This is a genomic window from Pseudomonas sp. GW456-L12 (assembly GCF_059424045.1).
Genome location: NZ_JBWKZA010000004.1, coordinates 191,577 through 211,887 on the forward strand (window position 1 = coordinate 191,577; position 20,311 = coordinate 211,887).

The 20,311-nt window shown below is 66.1% G+C and carries 22 protein-coding genes; 20 read left to right on the forward strand and 2 right to left on the reverse strand.

The genetic code is table 11. The annotated features are described in order from the left end of the window. The first annotated feature begins 4 nt into the window (after window positions 1-4). From AC07Y9_RS07105 to AC07Y9_RS07195, 19 genes are all read left to right on the forward strand, one after another. On the forward strand, window positions 5-259 hold the full coding sequence (locus tag AC07Y9_RS07105) for an acyl carrier protein (RefSeq protein WP_102678352.1): 255 nt from the start codon (window positions 5-7) through the stop codon (window positions 257-259). Further along, entirely contained in the window at window positions 256-801 is a 546-nt protein-coding gene (locus tag AC07Y9_RS07110; protein ID WP_102678353.1) for a COG4648 family protein, read from the forward strand. The genes AC07Y9_RS07105 and AC07Y9_RS07110 overlap by 4 nt, the downstream gene beginning before the upstream one ends. After that, window positions 798-2,477, forward strand: a complete 1,680-nt coding sequence (locus AC07Y9_RS07115; protein ID WP_102678354.1) for an acyl-CoA synthetase family protein — start codon at window positions 798-800, stop codon at window positions 2,475-2,477. The genes AC07Y9_RS07110 and AC07Y9_RS07115 overlap by 4 nt, the downstream gene beginning before the upstream one ends. Before the next feature lie 98 nt (window positions 2,478-2,575). Next, window positions 2,576-3,310: a glycosyltransferase family 2 protein gene (locus AC07Y9_RS07120; protein ID WP_102678355.1), complete on the forward strand. Its 735-nt coding sequence runs from the start codon at window positions 2,576-2,578 to the stop codon at window positions 3,308-3,310. Further along, entirely contained in the window at window positions 3,307-4,260 is a 954-nt protein-coding gene (locus AC07Y9_RS07125; protein WP_085533556.1) for a lysophospholipid acyltransferase family protein, read from the forward strand. The genes AC07Y9_RS07120 and AC07Y9_RS07125 overlap by 4 nt, the downstream gene beginning before the upstream one ends. Further along, a complete protein-coding gene (locus AC07Y9_RS07130; protein WP_087089808.1) occupies window positions 4,241-5,785 on the forward strand; it encodes an HAL/PAL/TAL family ammonia-lyase in 1,545 nt (514 codons plus the stop codon). Before AC07Y9_RS07125 ends, AC07Y9_RS07130 begins: the two co-directional genes overlap by 20 nt. Beyond that, window positions 5,778-6,203: an acyl-CoA thioesterase gene (locus AC07Y9_RS07135; protein ID WP_102678356.1), complete on the forward strand. Its 426-nt coding sequence runs from the start codon at window positions 5,778-5,780 to the stop codon at window positions 6,201-6,203. The genes AC07Y9_RS07130 and AC07Y9_RS07135 overlap by 8 nt, the downstream gene beginning before the upstream one ends. Continuing rightward, on the forward strand, window positions 6,200-6,892 hold the full coding sequence (locus AC07Y9_RS07140; RefSeq protein WP_102678357.1) for an outer membrane lipoprotein carrier protein LolA: 693 nt from the start codon (window positions 6,200-6,202) through the stop codon (window positions 6,890-6,892). Before AC07Y9_RS07135 ends, AC07Y9_RS07140 begins: the two co-directional genes overlap by 4 nt. Then, complete coding sequence (locus AC07Y9_RS07145) at window positions 6,876-9,215, forward strand: MMPL family transporter (protein WP_102678358.1); 2,340 nt, start codon at window positions 6,876-6,878, stop codon at window positions 9,213-9,215. Before AC07Y9_RS07140 ends, AC07Y9_RS07145 begins: the two co-directional genes overlap by 17 nt. Further along, window positions 9,212-10,387: a cation:proton antiporter gene (locus AC07Y9_RS07150; RefSeq protein WP_102678359.1), complete on the forward strand. Its 1,176-nt coding sequence runs from the start codon at window positions 9,212-9,214 to the stop codon at window positions 10,385-10,387. Before AC07Y9_RS07145 ends, AC07Y9_RS07150 begins: the two co-directional genes overlap by 4 nt. Further along, window positions 10,374-11,621: an NAD(P)/FAD-dependent oxidoreductase gene (locus AC07Y9_RS07155; RefSeq protein ID WP_102678360.1), complete on the forward strand. Its 1,248-nt coding sequence runs from the start codon at window positions 10,374-10,376 to the stop codon at window positions 11,619-11,621. Before AC07Y9_RS07150 ends, AC07Y9_RS07155 begins: the two co-directional genes overlap by 14 nt. Continuing rightward, on the forward strand, window positions 11,618-12,364 hold the full coding sequence (locus AC07Y9_RS07160; protein ID WP_102678361.1) for a class I SAM-dependent methyltransferase: 747 nt from the start codon (window positions 11,618-11,620) through the stop codon (window positions 12,362-12,364). The genes AC07Y9_RS07155 and AC07Y9_RS07160 overlap by 4 nt, the downstream gene beginning before the upstream one ends. After that, on the forward strand, window positions 12,361-12,846 hold the full coding sequence (locus AC07Y9_RS07165) for a DUF3261 domain-containing protein (RefSeq protein WP_007925820.1): 486 nt from the start codon (window positions 12,361-12,363) through the stop codon (window positions 12,844-12,846). The genes AC07Y9_RS07160 and AC07Y9_RS07165 overlap by 4 nt, the downstream gene beginning before the upstream one ends. Beyond that, a complete protein-coding gene (locus AC07Y9_RS07170; protein ID WP_102678362.1) occupies window positions 12,843-14,039 on the forward strand; it encodes a beta-ketoacyl-[acyl-carrier-protein] synthase family protein in 1,197 nt (398 codons plus the stop codon). The genes AC07Y9_RS07165 and AC07Y9_RS07170 overlap by 4 nt, the downstream gene beginning before the upstream one ends. Then, a complete protein-coding gene (locus AC07Y9_RS07175) occupies window positions 14,036-14,509 on the forward strand; it encodes a hotdog family protein (protein WP_053259367.1) in 474 nt (157 codons plus the stop codon). Before AC07Y9_RS07170 ends, AC07Y9_RS07175 begins: the two co-directional genes overlap by 4 nt. Continuing rightward, window positions 14,506-15,234, forward strand: a complete 729-nt coding sequence (gene fabG, locus AC07Y9_RS07180; RefSeq protein WP_007925825.1) for a 3-oxoacyl-ACP reductase FabG — start codon at window positions 14,506-14,508, stop codon at window positions 15,232-15,234. The genes AC07Y9_RS07175 and fabG overlap by 4 nt, the downstream gene beginning before the upstream one ends. Then, window positions 15,234-16,463, forward strand: coding sequence for a beta-ketoacyl-ACP synthase (locus tag AC07Y9_RS07185; protein WP_009041833.1), 1,230 nt, complete (start codon window positions 15,234-15,236; stop codon window positions 16,461-16,463). Before fabG ends, AC07Y9_RS07185 begins: the two co-directional genes overlap by 1 nt. Window positions 16,464-16,486: 23 nt before the next feature. After that, window positions 16,487-16,933, forward strand: a complete 447-nt coding sequence (locus AC07Y9_RS07190; protein ID WP_102678363.1) for a hypothetical protein — start codon at window positions 16,487-16,489, stop codon at window positions 16,931-16,933. A gap of 41 nt (window positions 16,934-16,974) precedes the next feature. Continuing rightward, window positions 16,975-17,421, forward strand: a complete 447-nt coding sequence (locus tag AC07Y9_RS07195; RefSeq protein WP_007925830.1) for a hypothetical protein — start codon at window positions 16,975-16,977, stop codon at window positions 17,419-17,421. 86 nt (window positions 17,422-17,507) lie between these two features. Here AC07Y9_RS07195 and AC07Y9_RS07200 read toward each other — a convergent pair whose 3' ends face one another. Continuing rightward, window positions 17,508-18,401 (reverse strand): LysR family transcriptional regulator, encoded by an 894-nt coding sequence (locus AC07Y9_RS07200; protein WP_102678364.1) that lies wholly within the window; start codon window positions 18,399-18,401, stop codon window positions 17,508-17,510. Between the two features lie 121 nt (window positions 18,402-18,522). Between AC07Y9_RS07200 and AC07Y9_RS07205 the strand changes: the two genes are divergently transcribed. Further along, window positions 18,523-19,791, forward strand: a complete 1,269-nt coding sequence (locus AC07Y9_RS07205) for an MFS transporter (protein ID WP_102678365.1) — start codon at window positions 18,523-18,525, stop codon at window positions 19,789-19,791. Window positions 19,792-19,881: 90 nt separating this feature from the next. On the opposite strand, the gene AC07Y9_RS07210 is transcribed toward AC07Y9_RS07205, so the two are convergent. Beyond that, entirely contained in the window at window positions 19,882-20,229 is a 348-nt protein-coding gene (locus tag AC07Y9_RS07210) for a YgiW/YdeI family stress tolerance OB fold protein (RefSeq protein WP_007925834.1), read from the reverse strand. Between the last annotated feature and the right edge of the window lie 82 nt (window positions 20,230-20,311).

The window sequence follows — 20,311 nt, forward strand, 5'->3', positions numbered from 1 at the left end:
GACCATGCAAACTCGTGACGACATCTTCAACACCCTGCGTGATGCCCTGGTGGAACTCTTCGAACTGGAACCGGAACGCGTAAACCTGGAATCCAATCTGTATCAGGACCTGGAAATCGACAGCATCGACGCCGTCGACCTGATCGATCACATCAAGCGCAAGACCGGCAAGAAAATCGCCGCCGAGGAATTCAAGTCGGTGCGTACCGTCAATGACGTGGTCGAGGCGGTATACCGTCTGGTCCAGCCGGCCGCATGAGCCGGCTGATCGGCCTTGGCCTGCTGCTGGCGGGCCTGTTGTATCCCTTTGCGGTGTATTTCGGCATGGAGCATTTCGCTCCCTGGCAGTTCGGCCTGTTGCTCGGCGGCCTGTGGCTGGCCCGGGCACTGACCGGCGAACGGCGCCCCGGCAGCCTGTGGATGGCGGGCGCCGCCCTGGTCTTCTGCCTGCTGCTGGCGCTGTTCGATAACCCGTTGTTACTGCGCTGGTACCCGGTGCTGATCAGCGGCTTCATGCTCACGCTGTTCGGCCTGAGCCTGAAATTCGGTCCGCCGGTGGCTGAACGCCTGGCCCGCCTCAGCGAGCCTGCGCTACCGGAAAAGGCGATTCGCTATACCCGCCAGGTGACTGTCGCCTGGAGTGTGTTTTTCCTCTGTAACGGATTGCTCGCCGCGGCCCTGACCCTATGGGCGCCGCTGAGCTGGTGGACGTTGTACAACGGCCTGATCTCCTACGGGTTGATGGGTTTGCTGTTTGCCATTGAATGGCTGTTACGACAACGCGTACGAGGCCGCGCATGAATTGGATAAAACTTGAGCAGCTGCTGCTCAAGTCGCTGCCGGAACGGGCCGTCACGGTCGAACCGGCACTCGATCACAGCCACCTGCGGCACCAGGCCCTGAGCCTGGCCGCGGGCTTGCAGACCAGGGGCGTACAGCGCCTGGCCCTGCACCTGGAAGATGCCGCCGAACTGGCCATCGCCCTGCTCGGCGCCTGGCGCGCCGGGGTCAGCGTACTGCTGCCCGCCGACCTGCAACTGCAGACCCGGCAACGCTGGTCGACCCAGGTCGATCTGTGGCTGACCGACCAGCCGGGCGATGCCCACTTGGCCGACTTCGACCAGCCACCATTGCCCGCCGCCGAACTGGATCTCGACGGCTGCCGCCTAAGCCTGTGCACCTCCGGCTCCAGCGGCGAACCCAAGCGCATCGACAAATCCCTGCGCCAGCTGGCCAACGAAGTCGAGGCCCTGGAGCAACTGTGGGGCGAGGGATTGGGCCAGGCCTGCATCATCGGCAGCGTCGCCACCCAACATATTTACGGCCTGCTGTTCCGTGTGCTCTGGCCGCTCTGCGCCGGGCGCACCTTCGTGCGTCGGCAACTGCCGTTCCCGGAAGACCTGCAGCGCGCCAGCCGCGAACACCCGGCCTTTGCCTGGGTCGCCAGCCCGGCATTGCTCAAGCGCATGGGCGACAACCTCGACTGGCCGGCCCTGAGCCCGGTGCGCCGGGTGTTTTCCTCCGGCGGCGCACTGCCTGCCGACGCCGCGCAAGGCCTGCACCAGCGCCTTGGACAATGGCCAACGGAGATCCTCGGCAGCTCGGAAACCGGCGGCATCGCCTGGCGCCAGGGCGACAGCCTGTGGCAAGCCTTCGCTGGGGTCGAGTTGAGCCAGGACAGCGACGGCGCCTTGCTGATCGCTTCGCCCTACCTGCCGGCCGGGCATATCGAACACACCGCCGATGCCGCGTGCATCGCCGCCGATGGGCGTTTCGAGCTGCTCGGGCGCCTGGACCGGATCGTCAAGCTGGAAGAAAAACGCATTTCCCTGCCGATGCTGGAACAGGCCCTGGCCGAGCATGCCTGGGTCGCCGAAGCGCGCCTTGGGGTGGTCCGGGAAAACCGCGCTTCCCTCGGCGCGCTGCTGGTCCTCAGCGAACAAGGCCTGCACGCCTTGCGCAATCAGGGTCGTCGGGCCCTCACGCAAGCGCTGCGCCAGCACCTGAGCCAGCATTGCGAGGCCCTGGCGCTCCCGCGCCGCTGGCGCCTGCTGCGCCAGTTGCCCCTGAACAGCCAGGGCAAGCTGCCCCAGGCCGACATCGAAGCCCTGCTGCTGGCCCCGCGCCCACGGGCGCCGGAAGTGCTGGAACAGCTCGAGGCCGACGGCGAATGGAGCCTGCAACTGGCAATCCCGCCGGACCTGGCCTACTTCAGTGGCCACTTCCCCCAGACCCCGGTGCTGCCGGGCGTGGTCCAGGTGGACTGGGCATTGGCGCTGGGCCAGCAGTTGCTCGATCTGCCGGGGCGCTTTGCCGGCATGGAAGTGCTGAAGTTCCAGCAGTTGGTGCGCCCCGGCGACCAGGTGCAATTGCACCTGCGCTTCGATCATGAGCGCGGCAAACTCTACTTCGCCTATCGCAATGACAGCGCCGCCTGCTCCAGCGGCCGCATCCTGCTGGAGAACACCTGTGGATAAGTTATTGACCCCAGGCAAGCGCAGCCCCCAGCGGCTTCTTGTAGCCGCTGCCGAAGGCTGCGATCGGCCGCGCAGCGGACGCCCGGGAGGCAACCCCCATGCATAACCCCTGCGCCGTGATCCCGGTCTACAACCATGAAGCCGCCGTGCCGACGGTGGTCGACGCCCTGCTCGCCAGCGGCCTGCCCTGCGTGCTGGTGGACGACGCCAGCAGCCCGGCCTGCGCCGCCGTGCTGGAGCAGCTGGCCGAGCGCGAACAGGTGTTCCTGGTCAAGCTCGCGGTCAACCAGGGCAAGGGCGGCGCGGTCATGGCCGGGCTGCGCGAAGCCTCGCGCCTGGGTTTCAGCCACGCCCTGCAAGTGGACGCCGACGGCCAGCACGACCTGCGCGATGTGGATAACTTTATCGCCACCTCCCGCACCCACCCCGAAGCGCTGGTCTGCGGTTATCCACAGTACGACGCCAGCGTGCCCAAAGGCCGTTTTTACGCGCGCTACCTGACCCACGTCTGGGTCTGGATCAATACCCTGTCGTTGCAGATCCCCGACTCCATGTGCGGCTTCCGGGTCTACCCCCTGCCGCCCATCCTGGCGCTGATCGACTCGGTGAAGATCGGCCAGCGCATGGATTTCGACACCGATATCCTGGTGCGCCTGGCCTGGCGCAACCAGCCGATGCGCTGGTTGCCGACCCAGGTCCGTTACCCGGCGGATGGCCTGTCGCACTTTCGCCTGTTCCACGACAACCTGCTGATCTCCAGCATGCACGCCCGGCTGTTCTTCGGCATGTTGCTGCGCGCGCCGCTGATCCTCTGGCGACGGTGGCAAGCATGACGGCGCTACACGACAAGCAGGACAAGCAACATTGGGCCGAGCACAAAGAGCGCGGCAGCTTCTGGCTGATGAAGCTCACCGCCTTCGGCGTGCGCGTGCTCGGGCGCCGGGTGTTGAGCCCGGTGCTGTACATCATCGTGTTCTATTTCTTCCTGTTCGGCCGCGGTGCCCGCCGCAGCGCCTGGTTGTACCAGCAGCGCCTGGCCGACTGGAGCGGCAAGGCCGAGCTGCGTCCCAGCCACTGGCGGGTCTTCGGCCAGTTCATGGCATTCGCCGATTCCCTGCTGGACAAGCTCGACGTGTGGAACGGCAAGCTGCGCCTGGAACAGATCGAGATCGTCGACCCGGCCCGGCTGCGCGACCAGTTGCGCGGCACCCGCGGACAGATGCTGGTGGGCGCGCACCTGGGCAACCTGGAAGTCTGCCGCGCCCTGGCCGAGCTGGGCGAAAAGGTCACCATGAACGTGCTGGTGCACACCAAGCACGCCGAGCGTTTCAATCGCCTGCTGGGCGAGGCCGGGGCCACCAACCTGCGGCTGATCCAGGTCAGCGAGCTGGATCCGGCGGTCATGCTGCAACTGAGCCAGCGCCTGGATCGCGGTGAGTGGCTGGCGATTGCCGGCGACCGTGTACCGCTGCATGGCGGGCGCAACGTACGGGTGGATTTCCTCGGCCATCCGGCCCCCTTCCCACAAGGGCCGTGGCTGCTGGCGGGCCTGCTGAAATGCCCGGTCAACCTGCTGCTGTGCCTGAAGAACAATGGCCGCTATCGAGTGTTCCTCGAACCCTTCACCGAGGCCGTGGCGTGGAAGCGCAGCGACCGCGAACAGGTCATCGCCCAGTGGACTGCCCGCTACGCCGAGCGCCTGGGCCAGTACTGCCTCGAAGCGCCCCAACAATGGTTCAACTTTTACCCTTTCTGGAAGACCGATGACGACGCATCCGCTTGAGCCGGTAACCTTCGGCGAACTCCCTTTGCGCATCGAAGACGTGCTGGCCCTGGCCAACCGTCAGGCGCCGACCCGACTGCAAGGCGACAGCGCATTCCGCCAGCGCATCGCCAAGGGCGCGCAATTCCTCGATTCGCTGCTGGACAAGGAAGGCGTGATCTACGGCGTGACCACCGGCTACGGCGACTCCTGTGTGGTCGCGGTGCCGCTGCAGCACGTCGAGGCGCTGCCCCGTCATCTGTACACCTTCCACGGTTGTGGCCTGGGCAAGCTGCTGGACGCGCAAGCCACCCGCGCGGTACTGGCGGCGCGCTTGCAGTCGCTGTGCCATGGCGTGTCCGGAGTGCGCGTGGAACTGCTGGAGCGCCTGCAGGCGTTCCTCGAACACGACATCCTGCCGCTGATCCCCGAAGAAGGTTCGGTGGGCGCCAGCGGCGACCTGACGCCGTTGTCCTACGTGGCCGCGACCCTGTCCGGCGAGCGTGAGGTGATGTTCCGCGGCGAGCGCCGGACCTCGGCCGAGGTGCACCGCGAGCTGGGCTGGGAGCCGCTGGTGCTGCGCCCGAAAGAAGCCCTGGCGCTGATGAACGGCACCGCGGTGATGACCGGCCTGGCCTGCCTGGCCTTCGCCCGCGCCGACTACCTGCTGCGACTGGCCACGCGCATCACCGCGCTGAACGTAGTCGCCTTGCAGGGCAACCCGGAGCACTTCGACGAGCGCCTGTTCGCCGCCAAGCCGCACCCGGGGCAGATGCAAGTCGCCGCCTGGCTGCGCCAGGACCTGGCCATCGACGCGCCGACCGCACCGTTGCACCGCCTGCAGGACCGCTACTCGCTGCGTTGCGCGCCCCATGTGCTGGGCGTGCTGGCCGACAGCCTGGGCTGGCTGCGTGGCTTCATCGAGACCGAGCTGAACAGCGCCAACGACAACCCGATCATCGACGCCGAAGCCGAACGCGTGCTGCACGGCGGGCACTTCTACGGCGGGCATATCGCCTTCGCCATGGACAGCCTGAAGAACCTGGTGGCCAACGTCGCCGACCTGCTGGACCGCCAGCTCGCGCTGCTGGTGGACGAGCGCTACAACCACGGCCTGCCGAGCAACCTGTCCGGCGCCCCGGCGGACCGCGCCATGATCAACCACGGCTTCAAGGCGGTGCAAATCGGCACCAGCGCCTGGACCGCCGAAGCGCTGAAAAACACTATGCCGGCCAGCGTGTTCTCGCGCTCCACCGAATGCCATAACCAGGACAAGGTGAGCATGGGCACCATCGCCGCCCGCGATGCAATCCGCGTGCTGGAGCTGACCGAACAGGTCGCCGCCGCTACCCTGCTGGCCGCCAACCAGGGCGTCTGGCTGCGCGGCCGGGCCGAGGACGCGCGGCCGTTGCCGCCGGCCCTGGCCGCCATGCACCAAGAGCTGGCCAAGGACTTCCCGCCGGTGATCGAGGACCGCGCCCTGGAAGGCGAACTGCGCCTGTGCCTGCAACGCATTGCCGAGCAACACTGGAGGCTGCATGCGTAGTCGGGGCGTGCTGCACGCGGACACTGAGATCCAGGTGCCGTTTTTCGACGTCGACACCATGCATGTGGTCTGGCACGGGCATTACGTGAAGTACCTGGAAGTGGCGCGCTGCGCCCTGCTCGACAAGCTCGGCCACAACTACCAGCAGATGCGCGATTCCGGCTACGCCTGGCCGGTGATCGACCTGCAACTGCGTTATGTGCGCGGCGCAGTGTTCGGCCAGAAGCTCAAGGTCCGCGCCAGCCTGGTGGAGTGGGAAAACCGCCTGAAGATCAACTACCTGATCAGCGACCTGGAAACCGGCGAACGCCTGACCCGCGCCAGCTCGGTGCAGGTGGCGGTGGAGATCGCCAGCCGCGAGATGCAACTGGCCTCGCCCAAGGTGTTCACCGATGCCGTCGAGAGATCGCTGCCATGACGCGTCCACTTCCTGTAGGAGCGAGCTTGCTCGCGAAAATCGTCAATCATTACGCACGTTACCTGTCACCCCGCGGTGCTCTGCGTTCTTTCGCGAGCAAGCTCGCTCCTACAGTGTTCGTGCTGTTGGGGATGCCGGGCCTGGCCAATGCCTTCGACCTGCAACAGCTCAGCGACCAGCTGGCCAAGCCCGAGGTGATCCACGGCAGCTTCGTCCAGGAGAAACACCTGCGCGCCCTGCCCCAGCCGCTGACCAGCAAGGGCAGCTTCGTCCTGGCGAAAAACCATGGCCTGCTGTGGCTGCTGAAAACACCGCTGCAACAGGACTACCGCATCACCGGCCAAGGCATCGCCCGCCGGGAGGGCAGCGGCTGGCAAATGCTGCCGAACAAGAGCGCCGGGGCCGAACAGAACCGCCTGTTCCTCGCCGTGCTGCAAGGCGACAGCAGCGGCCTGCAACGGGACTTCGAGCTGGCCCTGGCCGGCGACGCCAAGGCCTGGAAACTGACCCTGACCCCACGTTCGCTGCTGCTCAAGCAGGTGTTCAACCAGATCAACATCGACGGTGGCGAACTGGTGCAGCGCATCGAGCTGCTGGAAACCCAGGGCGACAGCACCGTGCTGCAGATGCACGACAGCATCAGCAACCAGCCGTTGAGCGACGCGGAGCAACATGACTTTGCCGAGTGAGCGCTGGTGGCCGCGGCTGTTCCTGCTCCTGCTGGTGGCCGTGCTGGCCCTGGCCGGCTGGCAATGGCGTCATGGCGCGCCGCTGTCGGCCAACCTCATGGAGCTGGTGCCGGGCACCGACCCCGATGCCCTGGAGCTCAAGGCCGAGCAACGCATGCAGGAGCCGCTGAACCGCGAAATGCTGGTGCTGGTGGGCCACGCCGAGCGCCAGCAGGCCATCGCCATGGCCCAGCGCCTGGGTGAGCAATGGCAGGCCAGCGGGCTGTTCGAGAAAGTCCAGTGGAACCTGCAGGCCGACCTGCCGGCGCTGCGCACGCAATTGCTGCAAGGGCGCCTGGCGATGCTTGGCGCCGCCGACCGCCAGCAGTTGATCGAGCACCCCGACGCTTTTATCCAGCAACGCGTCCAGGCGCTGTTCGACCCCTTCAGCAGTTTCAGCCTGGTCCCGAGCCAGGACGACTGGCTGGGCCTGACCGGACGCATCCAGAACAGCCAGCCGCAACGTGGCGCGGTGCAACTGGACATCGGCAGCGGCACCCTGGTCGCCGATGCCGACGGCAAGAGCTGGGTGCTGCTGCGAGCACGCACCACCGGCAACGCCTTTGACATGCAACTGCCGCTGCAGGTGGCGACCCTGCTCCAGCACAGCCGCGAACAGGCCGCCCAGGCCGACGTCCAGTTGCTGGCCGCCAGCGGCCTGCTCTACGCCGCCAACGGCCAGCAACAGGCCTCCCGCGAGATCACCTGGGTCGGCGGCGGTGCCACCGTCGGCATCCTCCTGCTGCTGTTGCTGGCTTTCCGGCGCTGGCGGGTGTTGCTGGCGTTCGTGCCGGTGCTGGTGGGCATGCTGTTCGGCGCGGTGGCCTGCGTCGCCCTCTTCGGCCATATGCACGTGATGACCCTGGTGCTGGGTTCGAGCCTGATCGGCGTCGCCGTCGACTACCCACTGCACTACCTGTCCAAGAGCTGGAGCCTGCGTCCCTGGCACAGCTGGCCGGCGCTGCGCCTGACCCTGCCGGGGCTGAGCCTGAGCCTGGCCACCAGTTGCATCGGCTACCTGGCATTGGCCTGGACGCCGTTCCCGGCCCTGACCCAGATCGCCGTGTTCTCCGCCGCCGGGTTGCTGGGCGCCTACCTGAGCGCGGTGTGCCTGTTGCCGGCGCTGCTGCGCGGCGTCGAACTGCAACCGGCGCAATGGCCGCTGCGCGTAGCCGAGTGGCTGCTGAACCTGCGCACGCAATTGCTCAAGCGCGTGTCCAGCCCCTGGCTGCTGGCGCTGGTGATCGCCTTCTGCGCCGGCGGCCTGTGGCAGCTGGAGAGCAAAAACGATATCCGCCAGTGGATCGGAGCGCCGCCACAACTGCTCAACGAAGCCCAGGCCATTGCGCGGATCACCGGCTACCAGCCCACCAGCCAGTTCTTCCTGGTGCGCGGCGCCGATCAGCCACAGCTACTCGAACGCCTCGGCGCCCTGAGCGAGCGCCTGGAGCAACTGGTCAACCTGGAGAAACTCCAGGGCTACCTGTCGCTCAACCAGCTGGTAAGCCTGCCCAGCGAGCAACAGCGCCTGCGCCAGGCCCTGGACGCGCTGCCGCGGCACTGGCAGCCGCTGCTGGATCTCGGAGTCCCGGTGGCGGCCCTGAACGCGGAACTCGCGCAATTGCGCGCGCTGCCCAACGAAGACATCGACAGCGCCCTGCAAGGCCCGCTGGCCGAGCCTTACCGCACCCTGTGGCTAGGCCCCACCGATAACGGCGTGGCGGCGATGGTCAGCCTGCAGGGGCTGAACAACCCGCAGTTGCTGCGGATACAGGCGCAGGATCTGCCGGGGGTACAACTGGTGGACCGCCTGGGCGAGCTGAACCAAGTGTTCGCCGCCACCCAGGTCAGCGCCGCCGAGCTCAAGCTCGCTTCCTGCGGGCTGATCGTCTTGCTGCTGATCCTGCCGTTCGGCCTCGGTGGCGCCCTGCGCCTTGTCGCCCTGCCGCTGCTGGCAGCCCTGTGCAGCCTCGCCAGCCTGGGCTGGCTGGGGCAACCGCTGACCCTGTTCAGCCTGTTCGGCCTGTTGCTGGTGACCGCCATCAGCGTCGACTACGCCATCCTCATGCGCGAACAGGTCGGCGGGGCCGCCGTGAGCCTGCTCGGCACCTTACTTGCAGCGCTGACCACCTGGCTGTCGTTCGGCCTGCTGGCGATCTCCAGCACCCCGGCGGTCAGCAACTTCGGCTTGTCGGTGAGCCTGGGCCTGGCCTTCAGTTTTATCCTGGCGCCCTGGGCCGGTCGCCAGCGCCATCGCCAGCCCGTTACGGAGCCCGTCCTGTGATGACCGCCCTGTTCTGGCTCATGGCGCTGCTGCTGTTCGCGCTCGCCACCCGTATCGGCAGCCGTTTTGGCCTGATCCCGATCGTCAGCCAGTTGCTGCTGGCGACCTTCGGCCTGCCGCTGCTGATGCTGTTCTGGATCGAACCACACTGGCAGCTGAGTGGCGCCCAACTGGTCTCGCCAACCTGGCTGAAGAACCTCTACGGCTTGAGTTTCGCCCTGCTGCTGGGGCATATCCTCAGCGATGTGATCGACCTGCGCCTGGACCGCCAGAGCCTGAAGATCGCCCTGCCGAGCTTCGCCATTCCCTTCGCCTGCGGCCTGGCCACGGCGGTCTGGCTGTTGCCGGCGCAACCCTGGCTGAGCTCCCTGGCGGTCGGCCTGCTGTTCGCCATTACCGCGATTCCGGTGCTGTACCTGTACCTGCGGCACATCGACTACCCGCCGCTCGCCACCCGACGCCTGGTACAGACCGCGATCCTCATCGACCTCAGTTGCTGGACCCTGTTCGGCATCGCCCAGGGCAGCCTGCACCTGAGCAGCCTGCTGCTACCACTGGCCGGAGCCTGCCTGCCGCTGCTCCTGCGCGGCCTCGGTCTGCGCCAACCGCTGCTGCACAGCCTGGGTTTCTTCGGCCTGCTGGTGGTGGCCGAGCACTACAAGCTCAACGCGCTGATTTTCGGCATCGGCTACCTGCTGTGCATGGCCGCCCTCAAGGTGCCGCTGGTGCTGCCGTTAAAGGCAGCCTGGATGAGCCGTTTGCAGACCTTTATCGCCATCCCGCTGATCCTTACGTTCGGCATCGTGCAGATCAACGTGCACAGCGCCATGGACAGCCTCGGCTGGGTGCAGCTGGGGGCCTTGCTGCTGTTGCCGATTGCCAGCAAGCTGCTCGGCAACTGGCTCGGCCTGGGCTGGGCCGGCGCCTCCTTCAAGGGCGCCAGCCGCTGGCGGGAAAGCCTGCTGCTGAACATTCGCGGGCTGAGCGAGATCGTCTTTCTCAACCTGCTGCTGCAACAACAGCTGATCAGCCCGGCGCTGTACTTCGCGCTGATGCTCATGGGCCTGATCGCCACCCTGATGCCGGCCCTGGCCGGGCTGCACCGAACACCTTTGGTCCCTTTGAATCAGAACATCGCCGAACCGGCAAGGAGCCCCAGTGCCAACAGTTGAAATGGAACGCCGCCAGATTGTGGTGATCGGCGCTGGCCCATCGGGCGCCATCGCCGCCGCGCTGCTCAAGGGCAAAGGCCACGACGTGCTGATCGTCGAGCGCCAGCATTTCCCACGGTTTTCGATCGGTGAAAGCCTGCTGTCCCACTGCCTGGATTTCGTCGAAGAGGCCGGCATGCTCGAGGCGGTCAACGCCGCGGGCTTCCAGCGCAAGAACGGCGCCGCGTTCGCCTGGGGCGAGCGCTACAGCGCTTTTGATTTCGGCGACACCTTCAGCGAGGGCAAGCCCACCACCTTTCAGGTACAACGCGCCGACTTCGACAAGCTGCTGGCCGATCAGGCCGCCCTGCAAGGCGTTGAACTGCGTTATGGCGAGGCCATCGTCAGCGCCGACTTCAACCTGGCCAGGCCGCAGCTGCAGGTCCTGCGCGAAGACGGCAGCGAGTACCGCGTGGAAGCGGACTTCGTCCTCGACGCCAGTGGCTACGGCCGCGTGCTGCCACGTCTGCTGGACCTGGAGGCGCCCTCGAACTTCCCGGTCCGCCAGGCGGTGTTCACCCACATTGAAGACCGTATCGACAGCCCGGCCTTTGAGCGGGAAAAGATCCTCATCACCACTCACCCCAGCAAACGCGACGTGTGGTTCTGGACCATCCCGTTCAGCAACGGGCGCTGCTCGGTCGGTGTGGTGGCGGCCAAGGAGCATTTCGACGGTCGTGGCGACGACCTGGACCAGTGCCTGCGCGGTTTCATCGAGGAAACCCCGAGCCTGGCCAAGGTCCTGCACAACGCCGTCTGGGACACCCCGGCGCGGGCCATCGGCGGCTACTCGGCCAACGTCAAGACCCTGCACGGCCCGGGCTTCGCGCTGCTGGGCAACGCCGCGGAATTCCTCGACCCGGTGTTCTCCTCCGGCGTGACCATCGCCATGCGTTCGGCGAGCATGGCCGCCGCCGTGCTGCATCGGCAGTTGCAGGGCGAAAGCGTGGATTGGGAAAGCGAATTCGCCACCCCCCTCAAGCGCGGCGTCGACACCTTCCGCTGCTACGTCGAAGGCTGGTACGCCGGCACCTTCCAGGACGTGATCTACCACCCGGGCAGCTCGCCGGAAATTCGCCGGATGATCAGTTCGATCCTCGCCGGTTATGCCTGGGACGAACGCAACCCGTTCGTCAGCGAACCCAAGCGCCGGCTGCGCATGCTCTCGGAAATCTGCGCCATGGAGGCTCCATGAGCGACGCCCAGCCGCAGTACCTGAGCGCCAGCTACGTCGAGGAAACCCGCTTCGGCTTCTGGTTCCTGCGCAGCCATACCTGGCAGCACCATGTGCTGCGGGTGGCGATCAACGACCTGCGCCGCCTGTTCGACAACCAGCCGCCGAGCAACCCGGTGCTGCTGGATGCCGGCTGCGGCCAGGGCAAGTCGTTCCAGTACCTGCGCCAGGTGTTCGCCCCGCGGCGCCTGATCGGCCTGGACGCCGACCCGCACAGCCTCAGGCTCAGCAGCGAAGAAGCGGCGCACCAGGGCTTGCAGGTCGAGCTGATCGGCAGCGACTGCGCGACCCTGGACGTGGCCGATGCCAGCGTCGACCTGCTGTTCTGCCACCAGACCTTTCACCACCTGGTGGAACAGGAAAAAGCCCTGGTCGAGTTCTATCGCGTGCTCAAGCCGGGCGGTTACCTGCTGTTCGCCGAATCCACCGAGGCCTACATCGACACCTGGGTAATCCGCTGGCTGTTCCGCCACCCGATGCATGTGCAGAAAAGCGCCGCGCAGTACCTGGAAATGATCCGCCGACAGGGTTTTGAATTCACCCCGCGCAATGTGTCTTATCCCTATCTGTGGTGGAGCCGTGCCAAGGATTTCGGGCTGCTCGAACGCTTCGGCCTGCGCCGCCCGAAACCCTTTGGCCAACGGGAAGAAACCCTGGTCAATGTGGTTGCCCGCAAACCCCTGCACGAAGGTGCTGCTGGATGATCCGTGCCCTGCTCGTCGGCTGCCTGCTGTTGCTGAGCGCCTGCGCCAGCCAGCCGCCGCTGCCCGAGAAAACCCCGAGCCTGGCCCTGCCGCTGCAACTGCACGTCGAGCGGCAACAGGCCGGGCAGCGCCAGGACTGGCTGCTGGTGATCCAGGCCGAAGGGCCGGGCATCCGTTGGTCGCTGATCGACCCGCTGGGCATTCCCCTGGCGCGCCAGCAATTGATCGCCGGTCGCTGGCAGGCCGACGGCCTGTTGCCGCCGAACCCGGAGGCCCGCGAACTGTTCGCCGCATTGCTGTTCGCCCTGACGCCCGCGGGCGAACTGCGAGATAATTATCCAGCCGCCCGGCAGCACGGCGCGCAGCGTGACCTCGTCCCGCACTGGCAGGTCCGCTATCGCCAGGCTCTGGATTTCCGTCTGGAGTTGCCTCGTGGCTTGCACTACCACATCAGCCCGCTGACCGCCGAGAACGCCTCATGACGGCCTACCTGAATGCCCTCGGGGTGATCTGTGCCCTTGGGCGCGACAAACAGCAAGTGGCCCGCAGCCTGTTTGCCGGCGACTGCTCCGGCATGCGCGCCGAAGCCGGCTGGGTGCCGGAGCGCAGCGTGCCCGTCGCCGCCGTCCAGGGGCCGCTGGCGAGCATTCCGCCGCCGCTGGGGCAGCAGGGCAGCCGCAACAACCAGCTGCTGCTGGAGGCCGCCCTGCAGATCCGTGGCGACATCGACCAGGCCATCGCCCGCTACGGCCACAGCCGCATCGGTATCGTCCTCGGCACCAGCACCTCGGGCATCGACGAAGCCAGCCGCGGCATCGCCCATTACCTGCGCGACCGGCACTTCCCGGCCGATTACGACTACCGGCAGCAGGAACTCGGCGCGCCGGCGAATTTTCTCGCCGACTGGCTCGACCTCAGTGGCCCGGCCTATGTGATTTCCACCGCCTGCACCTCCAGCGCCCGGGCGCTGATGAGCGCCCGCCGCCTGCTCGACCTGGGCCTGTGCGACGCGGTGCTGTGCGGTGGCGTCGACAGCCTGTGCAAGCTGACCCTCAACGGCTTCTCGGCCCTGGAGGCAGTGTCCGCGCAGCGCTGCAATCCGTTCTCGGTCAACCGCGACGGCATCAATATCGGCGAAGCCGCCGTGCTGTTCCTGATGAGCAAGGAAACCCTCGGCGCGCAACCGATCGCCTTGCTCGGCGGCGGCGCCAGCTCCGACGCGCACCATATTTCCGCCCCCGAACCCAGTGGCCGCGGCGCCCTGCAAGCCATGCAGAAGGCCTTGCACAACGCCGGCCTGCACGCCGCACAGATCGGCTACCTGAACCTGCATGGCACGGCCACCCAGCACAACGACGCCATGGAAAGCCTGGCGGTCGACCAGTTGTTCCCGGCCGGTGTGCCTTGCTCGTCGACCAAACCCATGAGCGGCCATACCCTGGGCGCGGCCGGGGCCCTGGAAGCGGCGTTCTGCTGGCTGAGCCTGTCCAGCGACAACGCCGCACATGCCCTGCCGCCCCATGTCTGGGACGCCCAGGCCGACCCGCAACTGCCGCCGCTGCATTGGGTCACCGCCACCACACGTCTGGAGCAGAACGCTCCGCGCTGCCTGATGAGCAACTCCTTTGCCTTCGGCGGCAACAACGTCAGCCTGATTATCGGAGACGCCCCATGATTGACTGGCCGCTCGCCGAACTGCTGCCCCACGCGGGCGACATGATCCTGATCGATCAGGTCCTGGGGTTCGATGAAGAGCAGATCCGCACCCGCCTCACCGTCAAGCCCGATGGCCTGTTCAACCGTGCCGACGGCAGCCTGCCGGCCTGGGTCGGCATCGAGCTGATGGCCCAGAGCGTCGCCGCCTACGCCGGTTGCCATGCGCGCCAGAAAGGCCAGGCTGTCGAGCTGGGGTTCCTGCTCGGCACGCGCAAGTTCGAATGCAATGTGGAACACTTCCCCGCCGGCAGCGAACTGCAGATTCACGCCTTGCGCTCCCTGCAAGACGACAACGGCATGGGCGTATTCGAATGCCACCTGAGTGCCCCTGGCATTCAGGCCGTCGCCCGCCTCAACGTGTTCTGTCCGCCACAGGCGGACAGCTACCTGAACGAATCATCCGCTTTATCAACAGGAGTCCAGCCATGACTGAATCCATATTGGTCACCGGCTCCAGCCGCGGTATCGGCCGTGCCATCGCCCTGCGCCTGGCCCAAGCCGGCTATGACCTGATCCTGCATTGCCGCAGTGGCCGCGGCGAAGCCGAGGCCGTGCAGGCCGAAGTCGAGGCCCTGGGGCGCCAGGCGCGCATCCTGCAATTCGATGTGACCGACCGCGCCAGCTGCAAGGCCGCTCTCGAAGCCGACGTGGAAGCCCATGGCGCCTACTACGGCGTGGTGCTCAACGCCGGCCTGACCCGCGACGGCGCGTTCCCGGCCCTGAGCGAAGACGACTGGGACACCGTGCTGCGTACCAACCTCGACGGTTTCTATAACGTGCTGCACCCGCTGATCATGCCGATGATCCGGCGCCGCGCGGCCGGGCGCATCGTCTGCATCGCCTCGGTGTCCGGGCAGGTCGGCAACCGTGGCCAGGTCAACTACAGCGCTTCCAAGGCCGGCCTGATCGGCGCGGCCAAGGCCCTGGCCATCGAGCTGGGCAAACGCAAGATCACCGTCAACTGCGTGGCGCCAGGCTTGATCGACACCGCCATGCTCGACGAGAACGTGCCGGTGGACGAGCTGCTGAAGATGATCCCGGCCCAGCGCATGGGCACCCCGGAAGAAGTCGCCGGCGCGGTGAACTTCCTGATGTCCGCCGAGGCCGCCTACATCACCCGCCAGGTGCTGGCGGTCAACGGAGGCCTGGTCTGATGAAACGTGTGGTCGTCACCGGCATGGCCGGCATCACTTCGCTGGGCAGCGACTGGGACACCATCGTCGCCAACTTCGGCGCCAACCGCAGCGGCATTCGCCGGATGGACGAATGGGATCGCTTCAGCGAGCTCAATACCCGCCTGGCCGGCCCCGTGGACGACTTCAAGGTACCGGCGCACTGGACCCGCAAGCAGCTGCGCAGCATGGGCCGGGTGTCGCGGCTCGCGGTGGGTGCCGCCGAGCAAGCCCTGGCCGATGCCGGCCTGCTGGGCGACGAGTCGATCAAGGATGGGCGCATGGGCGTGGCCTGTGGCTCGTCCACCGGCAGCACCGACGAGATCAAGGCATTCGGCAACATGTTGCTGAACTCGGTGGCCGAAGGCCTCAACGCCAACTCCTACGTGCGCATGATGCCGCACACCACCGCGGCCAATATCAGCATCTTCTTCGGCCTCACCGGCCGGCTGATCCCGACGTCCAGCGCCTGCACCAGCGGCAGCCAGGGCATCGGCTACGCCTATGAGGCGATCAAGTTCGGCCGCCTGCCGCTGATGCTCGCCGGCGGCGCCGAAGAGCTGTGCCCGACCGAAGCCATGGTGTTCGACGCGCTCTACGCCACCAGCCTGAAAAACGATGCCCCGCACACCAGCCCGCGGCCCTACGACAGCGACCGCGACGGCCTGGTGATCGGCGAGGGCGGCGGCATGCTGGTGCTCGAAGAGCTGGAGCACGCCCTGGCCCGTGGCGCGCATATCCATGCCGAGATCGTCGGCTTCGGCAGCAACGCCGACGGCCAGCACACCACCCGTCCGGAGCAGGCCACCATGCGCCGGGCCATGGAGCTGGCCCTGGAAGACGCCAGCCTCGAGCCTTCGGCCATCGGTTACGTCAACGGCCACGGCACCGCTACAGAACAGGGCGACATTGCCGAAACACTGGCCACCAGCAGCCTGTTCGGCAGCCGGATGCCCATCAGTTCGCAGAAGAGTTTCCTCGGCCACACCCTGGGAGCCTGTGGCGCGCTGGAGTCCTGGTTCAGCATCGAGATGCTCAACCGCGACCTCTACGTGCACACCCTCAACCTCGACACGGTGGACCCGCGCTGCGGCGAGCTGGATTACCTGCGCGGCGAATTCCGGCAGATGAGCTGCGAGTACGTGATGAACAACAACTTTGCCTTTGGCGGCGTCAACACTTCGCTGATTTTCCGCCGCTGGCCTCAATGACGTTACTCCCCGGAGAAAATGGAATGTCTTCCCTGCTTCGCGCATGCCTGATCGTGCTGGCCCTGTTGACCTGTGTCTCGTGCACCAGCAAGCGCATGTACACCCCGGACCGGGTCCTGCCCGCCACCCTCAAGGCCGACCACGAGGAAATGAAACAGGCGATCCTGAAAAACCTGGTCGCCCGCAAGTGGACCGTGCAGCGCATCAGCCCGGAGCTGATCCAGGCCGAGATCACCGTGCGCGAGCAGTACCACGTGGAAATCGACATCCAGTACACACCGACTCACTACAAGATCCTCTACCGCGACAGCCGTGGCATGAACTACGCGGACGGCAAGATCCACAAGAACTACATCCGCTGGGTGCGCCTGCTGGACAAGGGCATCCTGCGCGAGCTGAAGGACAACCAGAACGAGCGGACCGCGCAACAGCTGTCCAGCTCGGCCCAGGCGGTTGCCGCGCCTAATTGAGCGCCAGCCGCCGCCCCCCTTTCTATGTCAAGGAGACCACCATGCAACTGAAGACCCTGGCCGCTGCCGCCACCCTGCTGCTCTGCACCCTGCCCGGCGTCAGCCAGGCCCGTGATACCGCGCTGTACCTGCCGTTCGACAAGGTCGTCGCCGAAGCCATCAGCACCGGCAAGATCGACGGCAGCGTGAAGTTCTACCTGGCCGGTAACAAGCCAGCCGGCAAGGTCACGGTGGTCAGCGCCGGCGCGGTCACCAACAAGAAGACCAATGCCTTCAACAAGAGCGACGAAGTGGCCTGCGAATGGGTCCTGCAATCGGCGCTGATCACCCTGCACCAGGCAGCCAAGAAAGTCGGCGCCAATGCCGTGACCGACATCGCCAGCTTCTACAAGAGCAACGAGCGCAAGGACGCGAAAACCTACGAATGCCACGCGGGCGCCCTGATGGCAGGCGTCGCGCTGCGCGGCGACCTGGCGAAGGTGGAGTAAGGCGCCTGCCGGTGAGATCGGCATGACCTGATCCACAGTTTCCCTCCCCCGGAAACGACAAAGGGCGCCTTTCGGCGCCCTTTCACTTACAACTCGGCCTTGCGGGTCAGCAGTTCGACAAAGGCCTTGGCCATTGGCGAGCGCTGGTCGGTGCGCTGCGCCAGCCACACCGCCGAGACCGCCTCGGGGTCCAGCAGCGGTCGGTAGACCACGCCGTCGATGCGCATGCGCTGGTAGGACGCCGGCAACACCGAGACACCCAGCCCCGCCGCCACCAGGCCGATGATGGTCATGGCCTCGCCCGCTTCCTGGGCAAAGTGCGGGGTGAAGCCGACATCCCGGGCCAGGGTCAGCAACTGCGCGTACAGGCCGCTGCCGTAGCTGCGCGGGAAGAACACGAAGGGCTCGTGGGCCAGGGCCGACAGCGCCAGGCCGGCTTCGCTGCCGGCCACCAGCGGGTGCTTGGAGCCCAGCACCGCTACCAGCGGTTCGCGCAGCAACTCCACCACGCTCAGGGAATCCGGCAGCGGCAACGGCCGCATGATCCCGACCTGGATCGACTCGTCCAGCAGCGCCTCGGCCACCTGGGTGCTGCTCATCTCGCGCAGCTTCAGGTGCACGTCGGGAAAGCGCTGGCGAAAGGCGAAGATCGCCTGGGGGATGCTCGAGTTGAAAGGTGCCGACGAGGTGAAGCCGATTTTCAGCTCGCCCAGCTCCCCCAACTGCGCCCGACGGGCCACATCCGCGGCCTTGTCGACCTGGGCCAGCACCTGTCGTGCCTCATCCAGGAACAGCCTGCCGGCCTCGCTGAGCTCGACCCGGCGATTGGTACGCTCGAACAAACGCGCGCCGACCTCCTGCTCCAGCACCTGGATCTGCTGGCTCAAGGGCGGCTGGGAGATGCCCAGGACCTGGGCGGCGCGGCCGAAATGCAGCTCTTCGGCCACCGCGATGAAGTAACGCAGGTGACGCAATTCCATGATCGCCTAATTAGGTCGTAAAACATATCAATCAGGTCGAACAATATATTGGAAAGAAACATTAGCCAGCTATATGCTTTTTTCCATTGCCTGACCGGCCGCGCTCCCCCCGAGGTCCCCCGTGAAAACCGCTGTCGCTCCACTCGCCCACGAACTCCCTCCCTCCGCCCTCGATGAGGTCGTCGCGCAACTGAACGAGGTCTACATCGAAAAAGGCACGCCGATGTTCATGCGCACGGTGCTGGCGCTGTTCAGCGGCGGTTTCGCCACCTTCGCCCTGCTCTACTGCGTACAACCGATGATGCCGCTGCTGTCCCGGGAATTTTCCATCAACGCCGCGCAGAGTAGCCTGATCCTCTCGGTCGCCACCGGCCTGCTGGCCATCGGTCTGCTGGTCACGGGGCCGATTTCCGACCGCATCGGCCGCAAGCCGGTGATGGTGGCCGCCCTGTTCGCCGCCGCGCTGTGCACCCTCGCCAGCGCCCTGATGCCGAGCTGGCACGGGGTGCTGCTGATGCGCGCGCTGGTAGGGCTGTCCCTGAGCGGCCTGGCGGCGGTGGCGATGACTTACCTGAGCGAAGAGATCCACCCACAGCACATCGGCCTGGCCATGGGCCTGTACATCGGTGGCAACGCCATTGGCGGCATGAGCGGACGCCTGATCACCGGGGTGCTGATCGACTTCGTCAGCTGGCACACGGCGATGCTGGTGATCGGTGGTCTGGCGCTGATCGCGGCGGCGGTGTTCTGGAGAATCCTCCCCGAATCGCGCAACTTCCGCGCCCGCTCGCTGCACCCGCGCAGCCTGCTGGACGGCTTCGTCATGCACTTTCGCGACGCCGGCCTGCCGCTGCTGTTCCTCGAAGCCTTCGTGCTGATGGGCGCGTTCGTCACGCTGTTCAACTACATCGGCTATCGCCTGCTGGCCGCGCCGTATCACATGGATCAGGCCTTCGTTGGCCTGCTGTCGGTGGTGTACCTGTCGGGGATCTACAGCTCGGCGAAAATCGGTGCCCTGGCCGACCGCCTGGGGCGGCGCAAAATGCTCTGGGCCACCATCTCGCTGATGCTCGCCGGCCTCGCCCTGACCATGCTCAGCGCGTTGCCGGTGGTGATCATCGGCATGCTGATCTTCACGTTCGGCTTCTTCGGCGCCCACTCGGTCGCCAGCAGCTGGATCGGCCGGCGCGCCCTCAAGGCCAAGGGCCAGGCCTCATCGCTGTACCTGTTCAGCTATTACGCCGGGTCGAGCATCGCCGGGACGGCGGGCGGGGTGTTCTGGCACATGGCCGGGTGGAACGGCATCGGCCTGTTTATCAGCGCCCTGCTGGTGGTGGCGCTGCTGGTGGCGTTGAAGCTGGCCAAACTGCCGCCATTGGCCACTCGGTAGTCGCAAACCAACATGCCGGCGACCAACCCCCGCGATCCATATGCAGGGGCCGGTCGCCGGCATGGCGATAGCTGAAGACTGTCGATCGGCTTACTTGACGATCTCCACCAGGTCGACGTCGATCTCACGCTTCATCAACCCCTTCTCGACCTCACCGGTCAGCCTGACCTGGGTCTTCTCGTTGAACGCCACTGGCGGCAGGTCTTCGTCGTCGATCTCGACGGTGATGGTGCCGCTGGCATCCTTGAATTCGTACTTGTCGTCATTGTTCAGCTTCTTGACCACATGGCCCTGCAACACCACCGGCGTATCGTCCGCGGCATCGTTGGCCGCCGCGACGCTGGTGACGGCCTGGGCGCCAGGGCCGGTGTAGCCGACAGCCAGGGCGGCGGTGCTGAACAGCGGAGCGAGCAACAGAACGAGGTAACGGGTTTTCATGGCAGTGATCCAATGTGGGTTTCGATAGCGCCAGATTAACCAGTCAGGCTGAATTGAAACTTAATCCGCCAGGCCGTTTCCC